Origin of the sequence: Serratia sp. JKS000199, from assembly GCF_900215455.1 — a bacterium.
Taxonomy (GTDB): Bacteria; Pseudomonadota; Gammaproteobacteria; order Enterobacterales; family Enterobacteriaceae; genus Serratia; species Serratia ureilytica.
In genome coordinates this window covers 2107910-2122150 of the sequence record NZ_LT907843.1, presented here as the reverse complement: position 1 = coordinate 2122150, position 14241 = coordinate 2107910, and the positions used below count along the sequence as shown (strand labels likewise).

Here is a 14241-nt window from a genome sequence, read left to right as displayed (position 1 = left end):
CCACCTGGGCCGGTTTCAGCGTAAAAATAGTCGGTTTACCCTGCCGGCGCCGCATCAGTGGCCGATGGCGTCGACAGGCGGCAGCGTCAGCCAGTGCCACTGTGTCAACAGTTCGGTCGCCGGCTCCAGCGTGAACTGTACGCACAGCAGGCCGACCACGGTCAATACGATCGTATAAGGCAGAGCCATCCACACCATGCGGCCATACGACAGACGCACCAGCGGCGCCAAGGCCGACGTCAAAAGGAACAGGAACGCCGCCTGGCCGTTGGGGGTCGCGACCGAAGGCAGGTTGGTGCCGGTATTGATGGCGACCGCCAGCAGTTCGAACTGTTTCAGCGCAATGGCGCCGGTTTCCAGCGCGGTGCGCGCTTCGTTGATGTAAACCGTGCCGACGAATACGTTGTCGGAAACCGACGACAGCAGACCGTTGAACAGGTAGAACAGCGAAAGCTGAGAAGCGGGCTCGGCGCGCAGTACAAACTGGATCACCGGGCTGAACAGGTGTTGCTCAATGATCACGGCCACCACGGTGAAAAATACCGTCAGCAGGGCGGTGAACGGCAGCGCCTCTTGGAACGCTTTGCCGATGGCGTGTTCGTCGTTCACGCCGCACAGCGATGTGGCGAGAATGATGACCGACAGGCCGATCAGCCCAACTTCCGCCAGGTGGAAGGCCAGCGCCAGCACCAGCCAAACGCCGATCAGCGCCTGCATCACCAGCTTGAGCCTTTCTTGCTTGCTGCGGCCTGCGGTGGCCTTGCGATCATACTCTTTCAGCACCTCACGCACCGCTTCCGGCAGTGGCGTGCCGTAGCCAAACAGGCGAAAACGCTCTACCAGCCAGCAGACCAGCAGGCCGCATGCCAGCACCGGCAAAGTGACCGGCGCCATCCGCAGGAAGAAGTCGATAAAGCCCCAGCCCGCGCTTTTGGCGATGATCAGGTTCTGTGGCTCGCCCACCATGGTCATGACTCCGCCGAGCGCGGTGCCGACGCCGGCGTGCATCAGCAGGCTGCGCAGAAAGGCGCGGAATTGCTCCAGCGTCTGCTTGCGCTCTTCGCCGGTGAAATCGCTGTCATCGCCGATGTCGCCGTCGGAGCGGTTCGACGTCACATTGTGATAGATGGAATAGAACCCCGTGGCGACGCTGATCACTACCGCGACGACCGTTAGCGCATCGAGGAAGGCGGAAAGGAAGGCGGCCGCCAGGCAGAACGCCAGCGACAGCAGCGTTTTCGAGCGGATATTGAGCAGCAGTTTGGTGAACACGAACAGCAGCAGTTGCTTCATAAAGTAGATGCCGGCCACCATAAAGACCAGCAGCAGCAGCACTTCCAGATTGTGTTCGATTTCTTGCGAAACCTGCGCCGGGCTGGTCATGCCGATGGCCACGGCCTCCAGCGCCAGCAGGCCGCCCGGCAGCAGCGGGTAACATTTCAACGCCATCGCCAGGGTAAAGATGAACTCGATCACCAACAGCCAACCCGCGAGAAACGGGCTGGCGAAAAAGAACACCAGCGGGTTGATCGCCAGGAAAATGAGAATGGTCAGTTTGTACCAGTCGGGAGATTGCCCCAGGAAGTTTTTGAGCAGGGCGCTGCGCAGGGTTGTTTCCATTGTCCTTTATGCATCCTTAAATCAGTCGTAGCACGTACCCTAACAACGCGGCGGGGGCGGGCGCAACCGGAGCTTGTTTTACGGCGGCAAATTTCTCAGGGCCGGTGTTTTTGCGCGTTTTTTGCCACTTTATGCACACTTTCGTTTATTGTTTTTCGCTCACGCTATGTCATGTCTGTGTGATCTGGTATGATGAGCTGATTACTTTTACTGATTTTATCGTCGCAACGGAACGTCAAACACATGGTCATAAAGGCGCAGAGTCCTGCCGGTTTCGCGGAAGAGTACATTATTGAGAGTATTTGGAATAATCGCTTCCCCCCTGGCTCTATTTTGCCCGCGGAGCGTGAGCTTTCGGAGTTGATTGGCGTCACGCGCACCACGTTACGTGAAGTGTTGCAACGTCTGGCCCGCGATGGCTGGTTGACCATACAGCATGGTAAACCGACCAAAGTGAACAATTTCTGGGAAACGTCCGGCCTCAATATCCTTGAGACCGTGGCTCGTCTCGATCACAAAAGCGTCCCGCAGCTGATCGATAACCTGCTGTCCGTGCGTACCAATATCGCGTCGATCTTTATTCGCGCTGCGGTGCGCAATCATCCTGAGCAGGCGCAGGAAGTGCTGGCGAAAGCCGCCGAGGTGGAAGATCAGGCGGATGCCTTCAATGTCCTGGACTATGAGATCTTCCGTGGTCTGGCGTTCGCTTCCGGCAACCCGATCTATGGCCTGATTTTCAACGGCCTGAAAGGGCTGTACACCCGCGTGGGCCGTTACTACTTCTCCAACCCGGAAGCGCGCAAGCTGGCGCTGACCTTCTACAGCAAGCTGTCTACGCTTTGCCATGAGAAGCTGTACGACCAGGTGATGGACACCGTGCGCAACTACGGTAAAGACAGCGGGGCGATTTGGCAGAGCATGCAGGGCACCATGCCGAGCGATCTGACCGAAGCGCGCCGCTGATGCCGTGCGAATGACATAATAAGGGCGCCGTGTTGGCGCCCTTTGTCGTTATGGCGGTTACAGCGGCGTAGGCCGCGGCGGGCAGCGGTCGAGCAATTCCACGCTGCCGTCTTCGTTTTGCTGCTCGAGGATCACGTCGAAGCCCCACAGGCGATGCAGGTGCTTCAACACGTCGCGGCGGCTCTTATCGAGCGGCGCGCGCTCCTGCGGGATGTAGCGCAGCGTCAGCGAACGGTCGCCGCGCAGGTCTACGTTCCAGATCTGAATGTTCGGCTCGTGGTTGCTCAGATTGTATTGAGCCGACAGCTCCTGGCGGATTGCCCGGTAGCCCGCTTCGTTATGGATCGCGGCAATTTCCAGGTAGTTGTTGCGATCGTCGTCCAGCACGGTAAACAAGCGGAAGTCGCGCATCACTTTGGGCGACAGGAACTGGCTGATAAAGCTCTCATCCTTAAAGTCGCGCATGGCGAAGTGCAACGTGTCCAACCAGTCTTTACCGGCGATGTCCGGGAACCAGTAGCGATCTTCCTCGGTCGGCGATTGGCAGATTCGCTTGATGTCCTGGAACATGGCGAAGCCCAGCGCGTAGGGGTTGATGCCGTTATAGTATGGGCTGTTGTACGGCGGCTGATAAACCACGTTGGTGTGGCTGTGCAAAAACTCCAGCATGAACCGCTCGGTCACCCGGCCTTCGTCGTAAAGATGGTTAAGGATGGTGTAGTGCCAGAAGGTCGCCCACCCCTCGTTCATTACCTGGGTCTGTTTTTGCGGGTAGAAATATTGGCTGACTTTGCGCACGATGCGCAGCACCTCACGCTGCCACGGTTCCAGCAGCGGCGCATTCTTCTCGATAAAATAGAGGATATTTTCCTGCGGTTCGCTCGGATATCGGCGCGCCTGCTCAGGCGACTCTTCGCGCTCGACGCGTGGCAGGGTCTTCCACAGCGTATTCACCTGGCTTTGCAGATACTCTTCGCGGCTTTTCTGGCGCGCTTTTTCTTCCACCAAAGAGATTTTTTGCGGGCGTTTGTACCTGTCGACCCCGTAGTTCATCAGCGCATGGCAGGAGTCCAGCAGCCGTTCCACTTCTTCGACGCCGTAGCGTTCTTCGCACTGGCTGATGTAGTGGCGAGCAAACAGCAGGTAATCGACGATGGAGCTGGCGTCGGTCCAACTGCGGAACAGGTAGTTATTCTTGAAGAACGAGTTGTGGCCATAGCAGGCGTGCGCCATCACCAGCGCCTGCATGGTGATGGTGTTCTCCTCCATCAGGTAGGCGATGCAGGGATTGGAGTTGATGACGATTTCATACGCCAGCCCTTGCTGGCCCTGTTTGTAGCGCTGCTCGGTTTCGATGAATTTTTTGCCGAAGGACCAATGGGTATAGTTGATCGGCATGCCGACGCTCGAATAGGCGTCCATCATCTGTTCTGAGGTGATCACCTCGATCTGATGGGGGTAGGTGTCGAGCCGGTAATGCTTGGCGACGCGGTCGATCTGCTCCAAATACACCTGCAGCAGTTCGAACGTCCAGTCCGGTCCATCGCTCAGACGTTTATCATCCTTAACCTTGTCATGTGTTGAAGTAGTCATCAGCGCACCCTCATTATTCACGGGCCTTGCTCAAACGGCAGACCCTGTAACAAGCATAGTTCAAGTCATAATTAACCATTGCAAATCAGTGAAATAAAAATGCCGGTACGCAAAGGGGCGAACGGCGGTCGATCCGGCGCCCGTCCCGGCAGAAGGCGGTGCAACACCGCGCATCTTCTCCGAGTATAGCCCTGCGGCAGGGGCGTGCAACACATTGCCTGCTGTGCGACAGGGATTGAAAATTGTTATGTTATATTGTAACTTTTCATTTTTCTCAATAACGGACAAGGAGCGCGTTTTGACGAGGCATTTGGGCAAATTGGCAGTGGCGCTGGCGGCGCTGTTCATCAGTGGGCAAACGTTGGCTCACGGGCATCATTCACATGGCAAGCCGCTGACGGAATTGGAAAAAAAGGCGGAGGGAGGCGTGTTCGACGATAAAGACGTCAAAGATCGCGACCTGACTGATTGGGAGGGCGTATGGCAATCCGTGTATCCGTATCTGATCAATGGGGATCTTGACCCGGTGTTCAAGAAGAAAGCGGCGCAGGATAAGAGCAAAACCTTCGCAGAGGTGAAGGCGTATTACCGCCAAGGTTACGCCACCGATGTGGATACCATTGGCATTGAGAACGGTGTCATGGAATTTCACCGTGGCGACCAATCCAGCGCCTGTCAGTACAAGTACGCCGGGCATAAGATCCTGACGTATGTCTCCGGTAAGAAAGGCGTGCGTTATCTGTTCGAGTGCCAGGATGCCGACAGCCAGGCACCGAAATTCGTACAGTTCAGCGATCACATTATCGGGCCGCGCAAATCGGCGCATTTCCATATCTTTATGGGCAACACGTCGCAGGAGGCGTTGCTGAAAGAGATGGATAACTGGCCGACCTACTACCCATTCCAGCTGCAGACCAAAGAAGTCGTGGACGAGATGCTGCATCATTGATGCGTCTCTCTTCTGCCACCACAAGCCCGCACGCGTGGGCTTGTGGTCAGTCGAACGGCCTGATTTGCAGGTAATCGTCCGTGACGTCCATTTCAAATAGCGTTTCATCCGCCAATAAAGTGGCGCGCATGCGATCCCGAGCCGCTCGGTACCGTTCATCCAGCTGAATATCACCGGCGTTTTCCCATGCCGAGCGGCTTGGCCACTGCGCATAGCCGATATATTTGCCGTTCACCTCCCGATGCAGGCGCGAGCCCAGGCTGCCGCGTTGCTGATAGATGCCCTGCGTCAATTCAAGCCAGGCCTGGCGAAAAGCGTGTTCGTGTCCGGTTTTGACTGAGAACTGATAGAGAGCGATGAACATGCGAGGTTCTCCTGAATAGCGACAGTATGAACTCTGGGCGCGGCTGGGGGCTTGAACGTTCATATCGTGCTGCAGCGAAAACAAGATGGCGCCACAGTGAACGCCGCTTTATTCCAACAGTAAAAATAAGGCTATTAAGGGCTGAAAATTTACGCGATTTTTCTGCTGCAGCGGGTGGTGCCGTTATTTGCCAGTTGTTTTGGTATTTTTTGTTTTTGTGGTTTTTTATTCTATTTATAGGTTAGCTGATATTTTTATATTCTGTTAAATCCATGTTGCTTATCACGCCAATTTTCCATGACATCAATGATAGCAATGCTAGCGAATCAGGGGTGACCTCGCGCCATAAACCCCCTTAAACCGTATCTTATCGCTATTTTCTGGCGGCTATTGCAAATGCGCGGGCCATCGACGATAAATTAATTGTGAATATTGTCACGTTTGATGACGAAGTTGTTGGACGGATTTTTTCACTGAGTTAATTTCCTGTTAGCAGAATATTGTGCTTTGTGAAGCCTTGGGCTGGAGTCAGCGATGCGAGTGGTAATTTTAGGTAGTGGAGTGGTGGGCGTAGCCAGTGCCTGGTATTTGGCGAAGGCTGGGCATGAGGTGACGGTGATCGATCGTCAGCCTGGCCCGGCACTGGAAACCAGCGCGGCGAACGCCGGGCAGATTTCACCGGGCTATGCCGCTCCCTGGGCGGCGCCGGGCGTGCCGCTGAAGGCCATTAAGTGGATGTTCCAACGCCATGCGCCGCTGGCGATCCGTCTCGACGGCAGCAGCTTCCAGCTGAACTGGATGTGGCAGATGCTGAAAAACTGCAACACCGAACACTACATGACCAACAAAGGCCGCATGGTGCGCCTGGCGGAATACAGCCGCGACTGCATCAAGGCGCTGCGGCAGGAAACCGGCATCCAGTACGAAGGCCGTCAGGGCGGCACGCTGCAGCTGTTCCGCACCCAACAACAGTTCGAAAACGCCGCGAAAGATATTGCGGTATTGGAAGATGCCGGAGTGCCTTACCGATTGCTGGAGGCCGGCCAACTCGGCAGCGTTGAGCCTGCGCTGGCGCAGGTGGCGCACAAGCTGACCGGCGGCCTGCAGTTGCCGAACGACGAAACCGGCGATTGCCAACTGTTTACGCAACAGTTGGCGAAGATGGCTGAGCAGGCGGGCGTGACCTTCCTGTTCAACCGCAGCGTAGACCGTCTGTTGGTGGAGGGGGACAAGATCGCCGGCGTACAGTGCGGCGAGGAAGTGTTCAAAGCCGATAGCTATGTGGTGGCGTTCGGTTCGTACTCCACGGCGCTGCTGCGCGGCCTGGTGTCTATTCCGGTTTACCCGCTCAAGGGCTATTCGCTGACGATCCCTATCGTCGATGAGGCGGCGGCGCCATTCTCTACGGTACTGGATGAGACGTATAAAATCGCCATCACGCGCTTCGACCAGCGCATTCGCGTCGGCGGCATGGCGGAGATCGTCGGTTTCAATACTCAGCTGGAGCAAAAGCGGCGAGAAACGCTGGAGATGGTGGTGCGCGATCTCTACCCGAACGGCGGCAGAGTGGAAGAGGCGACGTTCTGGACCGGCTTGCGCCCGATGACGCCGGACGGCACGCCGATCGTCGGCCGCACCTCGTTGAAAAACCTGTACCTCAACACCGGGCATGGCACGCTCGGCTGGACCATGGCCTGCGGTTCCGGGCAGTTGTTGTCCGATCTGATGTCCGGCATTACGCCGGCAATCCCTTCCGATGACCTGGCGGTGGCGCGTTACAGCGCCGGATTTCGCCAGCAACACGCGGTTCCGCTGAACGACGTGCATCCCGCACGTTAATCGTCGACGCTGTCATAGACTTTTTCGGCCACGCGCAGGCGCGCGTGGCCGCTGTACGCTGCCCCAAGGAGAAGCGATGCCCCGTCCGATAACCGCCACGATGCATCTCGGTGCAATTGAAAACAACCTGCAGGTGGTGCGCCGTTTCGCCCCCGGCGCCAAAGTCTGGGCGGTGGTCAAGGCCAACGCCTATGGCCACGGCATCAAACACGTTTGGCGCAGCATGGCGCACACCGACGGCTTCGCCATGCTGGATCTGGCCGAAGCGGTGTTGCTGCGCGAGTCCGGTTGGCAGGGGCCGATCCTGTTGTTGGAAGGCTTCTTCCAGCGACAGGATCTGGCCTTGCTCGATCGTTATCGCCTGACGACGGCGGTGCACAGCGACTGGCAACTGGCGGCGATCGCCGACGCAAAGCTGAGTGCGCCGCTTGATGTCTATCTGAAAGTGAACAGCGGCATGAATCGGCTGGGGTTTGCGCCCGAGCGCCTGCATGAGGTGTGGCGCAGGGCGCAGGCTGTCGCCAATATTGCCGAGCTTACGCTGATGAGTCACTTCGCCACCGCCGACGGGCCGGAAGGCGTAACTCAACAGATGGCCACCATCGAGGCGGCGGCGGCCGATGTACCGCTGCCGCGTTGCCTGGCCAACTCGGCCGCTACGCTGTGGCATCCTGCGACCCACGGCAGCTGGGTGCGCCCTGGGATCATTCTCTATGGCGCTTCGCCGAGCGGATGCTGGAACGATATCGCATCGACGGGGTTGCAGCCGGCGATGACGCTGAGCAGCGAGATCATCGGCATTCAGCAGCTGAAGTCTGGAGATCGCGTGGGCTACGGTGGCCGTTACAGCGCCGCCGGCGCGCAGCGTATCGGCGTGGTGGCCTGCGGTTATGCCGACGGCTATCCGCGTCATGCGCCGACCGGAACGCCGGTATGGGTCGATGGCGTGCTGACACGCACCCTGGGAACGGTATCGATGGATATGCTGGCGGTGGATTTGACGCCCTGTCCCCACGTTGAACTGGGCGCCGAGGTGGAGCTGTGGGGAAAACGCCTGCCGGTGGACGAGGTGGCCACGGCGGCAGGGACGTTAGGCTATGAACTGTTGTCGGCGTTGGCGGCACGGGTGCCGGTCGTTACCGAAGCCTGAGCCGCGGCTCAGGCGACTTTTCTGATCTGTCCTTTAATCTGCTTGCTGAGCCGCCGCGCGTGCAGCGCCAGCAGGCAGCCCGCCAGCATGACCAAAGCCAGCGACAGCTTCGGTTGCAGCGGCAGCGCCATCGCCAGCAGCCCCAGCGCGGCGCCCCCGGCCATCTGTACGAAACCGACCAGTGCGGACGCGACGCCGGCCTCATTGGAGTACGGTTCCAGCGCATAGCTGGTGGCCGGGCCCATCACGAACGCCAACCCGGCGCAGGCGCTGGCGACCGGCAGCATATACGCCAGCCAGTGCGCTTGCGCCGCCGCGGGAAGCCACATGACGCCCAGCAGCAGGCCCAGGCAGCCCAACCCCATCAAAATGCCGCCGGTCGCCAGACAAACCGGGCGGCCGACTTTGTGGATGATGCGGTTAGCGAAGAAGCTGACCAACATGATCCAGAAGCCGTTGGCGCCGAACACCAACGAGAATTGCAGCGGAGTCAGGCCCGCAGTGCCCATCAGCACGTTAGGCGCCAGAGAAACGTAGGTCAGTGCCATGCCCATCGCCCCGGAGTTCACCACCGCGAAAGAGAGGAAACGCCGTTCGCTGAGGATGCGCGCGTATTGGCGCACCGGCAGCCCTTTGACCGGCACGGTGTCGGCGGGGCGAGTTTCCGGCAGGCGCAGCGCGATGAGCACCAACACCAGCAGCGCGTAACTGGCCAGGAACCAAAAGGGCGCGCGCCAGCCGAAGGCTTCGGCGAGCAGGCCGCCGAGCAGCGGCGCCAATGCCGGGATGATGTTCAGCGTGCCGTTGAGAAAGCCGAAGGCGCGGGCGGCGTCGTCGCCATTCAGCCGATCGCGCACGCCGCTGAAGGCGACGACGGCGGTGCAACAGACCGCAACCCCTTGCAACAGGCGCGACGCGATGAAGATCGTCGGGCTGGTGGCCAGTGCCGCCATTGCCGCGCCGATCGTGTAGAGAATAATGCCGGCCAGCGCCACCGGTTTGCGGCCATAGTTATCCACCAACGGACCGGCGATGATTTGACCGAGGCCGAGCACCAGAATAAACAGCGAAATGGTGGATTGGATCAGCGCTTCACTGCTGCCCAGGCCGGCGGCGATGGCGGGAATGGTGGGCAGATAGAGATCGATGCCCAATGGGCCGAGCAGCACCAGGCTGAGAAGCAGAAACAGGAACTTTTGCATAGCAGGAAAGGCACGTCCGAGTGACAAAGAGGGCTAGAGTAGAGATTCTGGCGGCAAATGAAAAGGGGCAAAGCGGGTCAGCGCTGCGCTCCCGGGCGGAGATAAAGCGCCGAGACGGTATCGGCCACATAACGGGCCTGATGGCGAGCGTCATCCAACGCGCGATGCGGCATGCCTTCGAACGGACGGGTCTTTTTCGGGTTAAAGCCGTGCAGTTCCGCCAGCGTTATCACCGTGCGCACATCCTGGGTATCCCAGAATTTCCACGGACAGGGCATCTCCAACTGCTGGAAGGCGTGTTCGAGGATCGCGCAGTCGAACTCTTTACCGTTACCCCAGACCTTTACCGTATCGGTGCTGTTCATATGGATAAAACGGCTGAGACTGCTCAGCACGCGCTTGAGGCTCTCGGTGCCGCCGAAGGCCAGCTTGCGCGCTTCATCGGATTGTTTCGCCCACCAGGCAACCGTGTCCAGGCTTATGGTTCGCCCCGGCTGATCTTTCTGGCTGCTGACGGCGGCCTCGAATTCGGCGCCAAGTTCCCCGGTGCGGGGATCGAAAAACACCGCCGCGACCACCAAAATCACGGCGCTGGGTTTTATATCCAGGGTTTCAATGTCTAACATCAGATGGTGCATCGGCGTTTCCGGTGGTTGGCGTGGTGGCTTAATGTTACTACAGAACGTGCGACGATGCGGCCAGTGCGCACATGAAATCCTTTTAAAGCGCCTCGTTCAGGTTATGATGCTGGAGATACTCTTGTCAGGTTGGTCGCTATCGGTGAGAACGCTTATCTTTATTTTGTGCATGGTTGGCTACTTGCTGCTGCTGGGCTACCTTAGCGTGTTCGTCACGGACAAGATCTGTGAGAAGGCAGGCAACTACACCAAAATATGCCGCATCGTAGACATTTCAGAGCCCCATATCCCCAGATAGCACCGCGTTTAGCCGAGGTAATCGGTGGTGATCAGCGGGGTCAGGATCGCTGCCAGCGCCGCGAGCGTCGTCCATTGCCGCCAGCCTAGGCGAGCCAGCCAGTCATGCCGCTGTGGCGGCGTGGCCAGCTGCCCGACGGCCACGGTGCCGGTCAGCAGCAGCGTCAGAATCAGCAGCACTAGGCCACGGCTCACCAACGTGAACTCAATGTGCAGCACATTGGCGTAATACAGGCGCATCAGAATAAAATAGCCCAACAAGATCCAGGCGAAAACGACGTTTTTCTTGAGCACCTGTTGCAACATCAGCGCGAGAAACAGGCTGTGAAACAGCGATAGCAGCGGGGCTTCGATCGGATGCCGAACGCAGACGTTGTAGACCGCCATGTAAATGTTGAAAACCAGCAGGATATAGATCACGTAAATATACCAGCCGTAGATCACTTTGAGTTTTTTGGCGCTCGGCGGCAGGGAGAGTGCGTCCGGTTTCATTAGGGCCTCCTGATGACGCCACGCAAACGCTGCAGTTGAAGGCGGCGCGTCGGCATCGTAATTTATAATCCACAGGGTATATATCACCCGAGCGCTAAATGAGAATTAAACGCTGAACCGGCTTTATTCCTACGTTTGCGCGGAACTATTTTTGGCCCGCAGGGTCGATTGGCGAGCGATCGCCAGGCGATTCTCGCACTGAGATGAAGCAAGCAATACGCTGATATGAAAGATTATAAAAACACGCATGGCACCAGGCTGCTGCTGATATTCACCCTGGCGTTTTACATCCTGTTGCCGCCTGTGCTGACCGCCTGCGTCTTCACCCGTTTCAATCTTAATCCCTTCGCGATCGTCAAATTCTTGCACTTTAATCCGTTCTTCGCCGATCGGGGCATACCCGGTTATCAGACTTTCCTCTACCTGCTGATGCTTTGGTTGGGGGGGAATATTTTGCTATGGCTGATGGTATGGGGCTTGGGGCGGCTGTACCGCCGTTGGCGATCGCGGCGCGGCGAATAGTCTACCCCCCAAGTAAAACATTACGCGGGGAAATGGCCTTTCATTTAACAATGCGCCGTATCGTCACTTGTTTCGCCGGTGAGGGGGCAGCGTCGTCGGCTGACCCATTCCATTAGCGCGGCTGTTTAAAAGCATCCGTGGCGGCACAGCCGGTTAGGGCGTTAGAACAGCGAAAACAGCAAGACGACCGGCAGACTCAACGGCCAGGTTAACCCGATGGTCAGCGCGCTGATGCAACGAATTTTGACGGTGTCCCTGCTTACCAGGTAGGTGAAAATCATTGAAACTAACAGACCAATAAAATAACAGTATTGCGTTGCAACCCACAGCGACGACATGAAACTCGATCCCAGTTGTATTTTTACGCGCGAATTTTAGGAGCTTGGCGGGCGATAATCAATGACCGAAGGCCGTTAATTCATGCCTTTATCCATAAGAATGCATAATTTATTTCTATAAAGAATGTAAGGTTATTAACGGCTTTATGCTTATTACGAAAAGAAATCAACAACATAGTTACCGGTAACATTTTAAGGTTGTCAGCCTGATTTCAGGCGGGAACGGTGTGAAGAAGGAAAATAGTCATTCAGACGTCCGGAAACGCGACGAGGTTATAACTCATAAATATTATTGATGTTTTAGTGGGCGAGCAGACGAAGGCGAGATCGCGTTGCGCCGGCGAGCTTTGGGGGGCTTTTTAGCTGTCGGCGGGCGAATGATGGGATAGAAACATGCGGGGAGAGGGGGTTTTTAGCGCATCGTCCGGATGCGCTGCCGGTCAGCCAGGAAGGGGGGTTTGGTGTTGCTGTAGGTTTAATGAATGTTAAGACCGTAGACGAACAGCCACGAAAACAGCAGCGCCAGCAGGCATGTCATCAATACGATGGAGATCATTTCCTTCACAACTTCATTCCTTTTCCCAGTGAACCAAATTTACTTGTCTTTGTTTTTGCGTGGGATTTTAGATCGGTATGGGTAAAAATCCTAGTTTTAATCCCGTTTTTTGCACTGCCGCCACGGCGTACGCTGCCTCGGCAAGTCATGACGACGCCTGTAAACCGAGCGCCTTAACCCGTCGTAGCTATTGCCGAATGCCGCAGTGATAACTATATAAATGGAGATCGCGCGACGTCGCCGGTTGCAAGGCGCGTCCCTGTAGGGCCGCTGTTGATCTGTCTACAGCGCCTCCAAATGAGATGAAGAGGTCGGCAAATGAGCACAAAACCAACCATCGTGCTGGTGCACGGATTCTGGGGCGGCGCCGCGCACTGGAGTAAGGTGATTATCGAGTTGTCGCGCAGGGGCTATTCGGCGATTCATGCGGTGGAAATGCCGCTGACCTCACTGGCTGAGGATGCGGAACGGGCGCGCAAGATGGTCGCGCAGCAAGCGGGACCGGTATTGTTGGTGGGGCACTCTTACGGTGGCGCGGTGATCACGGAAATGGGCAACCAGCCTAACGTGGTCGGCCTGGTCTACATTGCCGCGTTTGCGCCGGATGCCGGTGAAAGCCCCGGTGGCATTACGCAAGCGCATCCTCCTGCGGCAGTCGCGAATCTGATTCCTGACAGCGACGGTTATCTGTGGATCAAGAACGACAAGTTTCACGAAAGCTTTTGCCAGGATCTTACCGCCGACGAGGCTCTGGTGATGGCGGCGACGCAGAAGGCGCCATTGGCCGATACCTTCGGCAACCCCCTCGGTGAGCCCGCCTGGAAACATAAACCGTCGTGGTATCAACTCTCCAGCGACGACCGCATGATAGCGCCGGAGAACCAACGGCGTATGGCGCAGCGGCTGCAGGCTAAGAAAGTCATGGTGCTGAAGGCCAGTCATGCCTCGCTGGTTTCCCATGCCGATGACGTGGCGGGATTGATTGACGAAGCGGCCGGTTCAAAATAAAACCCGGGCAGAAACGCGCTTCGGGCCAAAAAAGAGGCACCTTGCGGCAAAGGAGTGCTGCGCTTCACATTAGGGATAAGCGCTGATATCGCTGCCGGAGTTCATTATTAACAGCATAATCAACACCACGACGGCGGCAATAATGGCGTAGATTTCCGCCTTGCGCATATCGATCTAGCGCCCGTTAACGCCGATCATTTCTATTGCCGCGCGATGCAATTTTTGAAAATACTCGTCGTGCTGTTGTTCAACTTCCTGAATAAGACTGGCCAGCAGATTCTGTTTGGTGATCGGTTTGTTGGCGATGAGCACCAGCAGCACGCTTTTGCCGAGCAGGCAGCAGATTTGCTTATGGTATTCATCAACATCATTCTTGTTGAGGCCATAGAGGGTGTAATCGATCATGGTGTCTAACCTGCTGACAGGTAAATTGCCCGCCGAAGCGGGCTGAGAAGCCATAGAAAATAAAATGAGTCAAATTTCGCTTAGGGTGGAACCCGATGCGTGTGTTAACGATAACTGAATGGGAATATTCCCATCAAGACGCATGAGGGAGGATGTGAAGGTTTAGGAATAACCTCAGAAGAAATAATAATAGAGGTCGTCATTCGGGATAATGCGGCTTATTATTTTGCCGGTGAAGGTCAAAATTTATGTGTGAGGGATATATCAGGGTGAAAAAGAAACAGCCGGAAAACGGGTTCTCCGGC

14 protein-coding genes are annotated in these 14241 nt (G+C 56.8%); 6 read left to right on the top strand and 8 right to left on the bottom strand.

The annotated features are described in order from the left end of the window. Window positions 1-54 precede the first annotated feature (54 nt). Window positions 55-1620, bottom strand: coding sequence for a sodium/proton antiporter NhaB (nhaB, locus tag CPH57_RS10175; protein WP_033643334.1), 1566 nt, complete (start codon window positions 1618-1620; stop codon window positions 55-57). Between the two features lie 243 nt (window positions 1621-1863). On the opposite strand from nhaB, the gene fadR reads away from it, so the two are divergent. Then, on the top strand, window positions 1864-2583 hold the full coding sequence (gene fadR / locus CPH57_RS10170; RefSeq protein WP_033643333.1) for a fatty acid metabolism transcriptional regulator FadR: 720 nt from the start codon (window positions 1864-1866) through the stop codon (window positions 2581-2583). Between the two features lie 57 nt (window positions 2584-2640). Here fadR and CPH57_RS10165 read toward each other — a convergent pair whose 3' ends face one another. Then, window positions 2641-4176: a SpoVR family protein gene (locus CPH57_RS10165; protein WP_033643331.1), complete on the bottom strand. Its 1536-nt coding sequence runs from the start codon at window positions 4174-4176 to the stop codon at window positions 2641-2643. A 298-nt stretch (window positions 4177-4474) separates the two neighbouring features. Here CPH57_RS10165 and zinT point away from each other — a divergent pair, with 298 nt between their 5' ends. Further along, the gene (gene zinT / locus CPH57_RS10160) at window positions 4475-5125 is read left to right on the top strand and encodes a metal-binding protein ZinT (protein WP_046687237.1); all 651 of its coding nucleotides are present in this window, start codon (window positions 4475-4477) and stop codon (window positions 5123-5125) included. 46 nt (window positions 5126-5171) lie between these two features. Here the strand turns inward: zinT and CPH57_RS10155 are convergent, their stop codons facing one another. After that, window positions 5172-5489 carry an antibiotic biosynthesis monooxygenase gene (locus CPH57_RS10155; RefSeq protein ID WP_046687236.1) on the bottom strand — a complete coding sequence of 106 codons (318 nt, stop codon included), beginning with the start codon at window positions 5487-5489 and terminating at the stop codon, window positions 5172-5174. A 534-nt stretch (window positions 5490-6023) separates the two neighbouring features. Here CPH57_RS10155 and CPH57_RS10150 point away from each other — a divergent pair. Together CPH57_RS10150 and dadX are read left to right on the top strand one after the other, a co-directional pair. Further along, window positions 6024-7328 carry a D-amino acid dehydrogenase gene (locus CPH57_RS10150; protein ID WP_046687235.1) on the top strand — a complete coding sequence of 435 codons (1305 nt, stop codon included), beginning with the start codon at window positions 6024-6026 and terminating at the stop codon, window positions 7326-7328. A 76-nt stretch (window positions 7329-7404) separates the two neighbouring features. Further along, window positions 7405-8478, top strand: a complete 1074-nt coding sequence (gene dadX, locus CPH57_RS10145) for a catabolic alanine racemase DadX (protein WP_033643327.1) — start codon at window positions 7405-7407, stop codon at window positions 8476-8478. Between the two features lie 8 nt (window positions 8479-8486). On the opposite strand, the gene CPH57_RS10140 is transcribed toward dadX, so the two are convergent. The 3 genes from CPH57_RS10140 to CPH57_RS10125 form a co-directional block, all read right to left on the bottom strand. Continuing rightward, entirely contained in the window at window positions 8487-9680 is a 1194-nt protein-coding gene (locus tag CPH57_RS10140; protein ID WP_033643326.1) for a Bcr/CflA family efflux MFS transporter, read from the bottom strand. A gap of 77 nt (window positions 9681-9757) precedes the next feature. Beyond that, window positions 9758-10318, bottom strand: coding sequence for a 3'-5' exonuclease (locus tag CPH57_RS10135; protein ID WP_033643325.1), 561 nt, complete (start codon window positions 10316-10318; stop codon window positions 9758-9760). 306 nt (window positions 10319-10624) lie between these two features. Further along, entirely contained in the window at window positions 10625-11107 is a 483-nt protein-coding gene (locus CPH57_RS10125) for a hypothetical protein (RefSeq protein ID WP_033643322.1), read from the bottom strand. Between the two features lie 225 nt (window positions 11108-11332). On the opposite strand from CPH57_RS10125, the gene CPH57_RS10120 reads away from it, so the two are divergent. Continuing rightward, a complete protein-coding gene (locus CPH57_RS10120) occupies window positions 11333-11629 on the top strand; it encodes a hypothetical protein (protein WP_096242315.1) in 297 nt (98 codons plus the stop codon). Window positions 11630-11790: 161 nt separating this feature from the next. Here the strand turns inward: CPH57_RS10120 and CPH57_RS10115 are convergent, their stop codons facing one another. Then, window positions 11791-11967 (bottom strand): GhoT/OrtT family toxin, encoded by a 177-nt coding sequence (locus CPH57_RS10115; protein WP_033634815.1) that lies wholly within the window; start codon window positions 11965-11967, stop codon window positions 11791-11793. Window positions 11968-12841: 874 nt separating this feature from the next. Between CPH57_RS10115 and CPH57_RS10110 the strand changes: the two genes are divergently transcribed. Continuing rightward, entirely contained in the window at window positions 12842-13531 is a 690-nt protein-coding gene (locus CPH57_RS10110) for an alpha/beta hydrolase (protein ID WP_033643320.1), read from the top strand. A 174-nt stretch (window positions 13532-13705) separates the two neighbouring features. On the opposite strand, the gene CPH57_RS10105 is transcribed toward CPH57_RS10110, so the two are convergent. Continuing rightward, complete coding sequence (locus tag CPH57_RS10105; RefSeq protein ID WP_033643319.1) at window positions 13706-13936, bottom strand: hypothetical protein; 231 nt, start codon at window positions 13934-13936, stop codon at window positions 13706-13708. Window positions 13937-14241 lie beyond the last annotated feature (305 nt).

Coding starts and splice junctions, on each gene's coding strand:
- CPH57_RS10110 (WP_033643320.1), top strand. CDS start 12,842: ATGAGCACAAAACCAACCATCGTGCTGGTGCACGGATTCTGGGGCGGC.
- CPH57_RS10140 (WP_033643326.1), bottom strand. CDS start 9,680: ATGCAAAAGTTCCTGTTTCTGCTTCTCAGCCTGGTGCTGCTCGGCCCA.
- CPH57_RS10120 (WP_096242315.1), top strand. CDS start 11,333: ATGAAAGATTATAAAAACACGCATGGCACCAGGCTGCTGCTGATATTC.
- CPH57_RS10115 (WP_033634815.1), bottom strand. CDS start 11,967: ATGTCGTCGCTGTGGGTTGCAACGCAATACTGTTATTTTATTGGTCTG.
- CPH57_RS10105 (WP_033643319.1), bottom strand. CDS start 13,936: ATGATCGATTACACCCTCTATGGCCTCAACAAGAATGATGTTGATGAA.
- CPH57_RS10125 (WP_033643322.1), bottom strand. CDS start 11,107: ATGAAACCGGACGCACTCTCCCTGCCGCCGAGCGCCAAAAAACTCAAA.
- fadR (WP_033643333.1), top strand. CDS start 1,864: ATGGTCATAAAGGCGCAGAGTCCTGCCGGTTTCGCGGAAGAGTACATT.
- CPH57_RS10150 (WP_046687235.1), top strand. CDS start 6,024: ATGCGAGTGGTAATTTTAGGTAGTGGAGTGGTGGGCGTAGCCAGTGCC.
- nhaB (WP_033643334.1), bottom strand. CDS start 1,620: ATGGAAACAACCCTGCGCAGCGCCCTGCTCAAAAACTTCCTGGGGCAA.
- CPH57_RS10165 (WP_033643331.1), bottom strand. CDS start 4,176: ATGACTACTTCAACACATGACAAGGTTAAGGATGATAAACGTCTGAGC.
- CPH57_RS10135 (WP_033643325.1), bottom strand. CDS start 10,318: ATGCACCATCTGATGTTAGACATTGAAACCCTGGATATAAAACCCAGC.
- CPH57_RS10155 (WP_046687236.1), bottom strand. CDS start 5,489: ATGTTCATCGCTCTCTATCAGTTCTCAGTCAAAACCGGACACGAACAC.
- dadX (WP_033643327.1), top strand. CDS start 7,405: ATGCCCCGTCCGATAACCGCCACGATGCATCTCGGTGCAATTGAAAAC.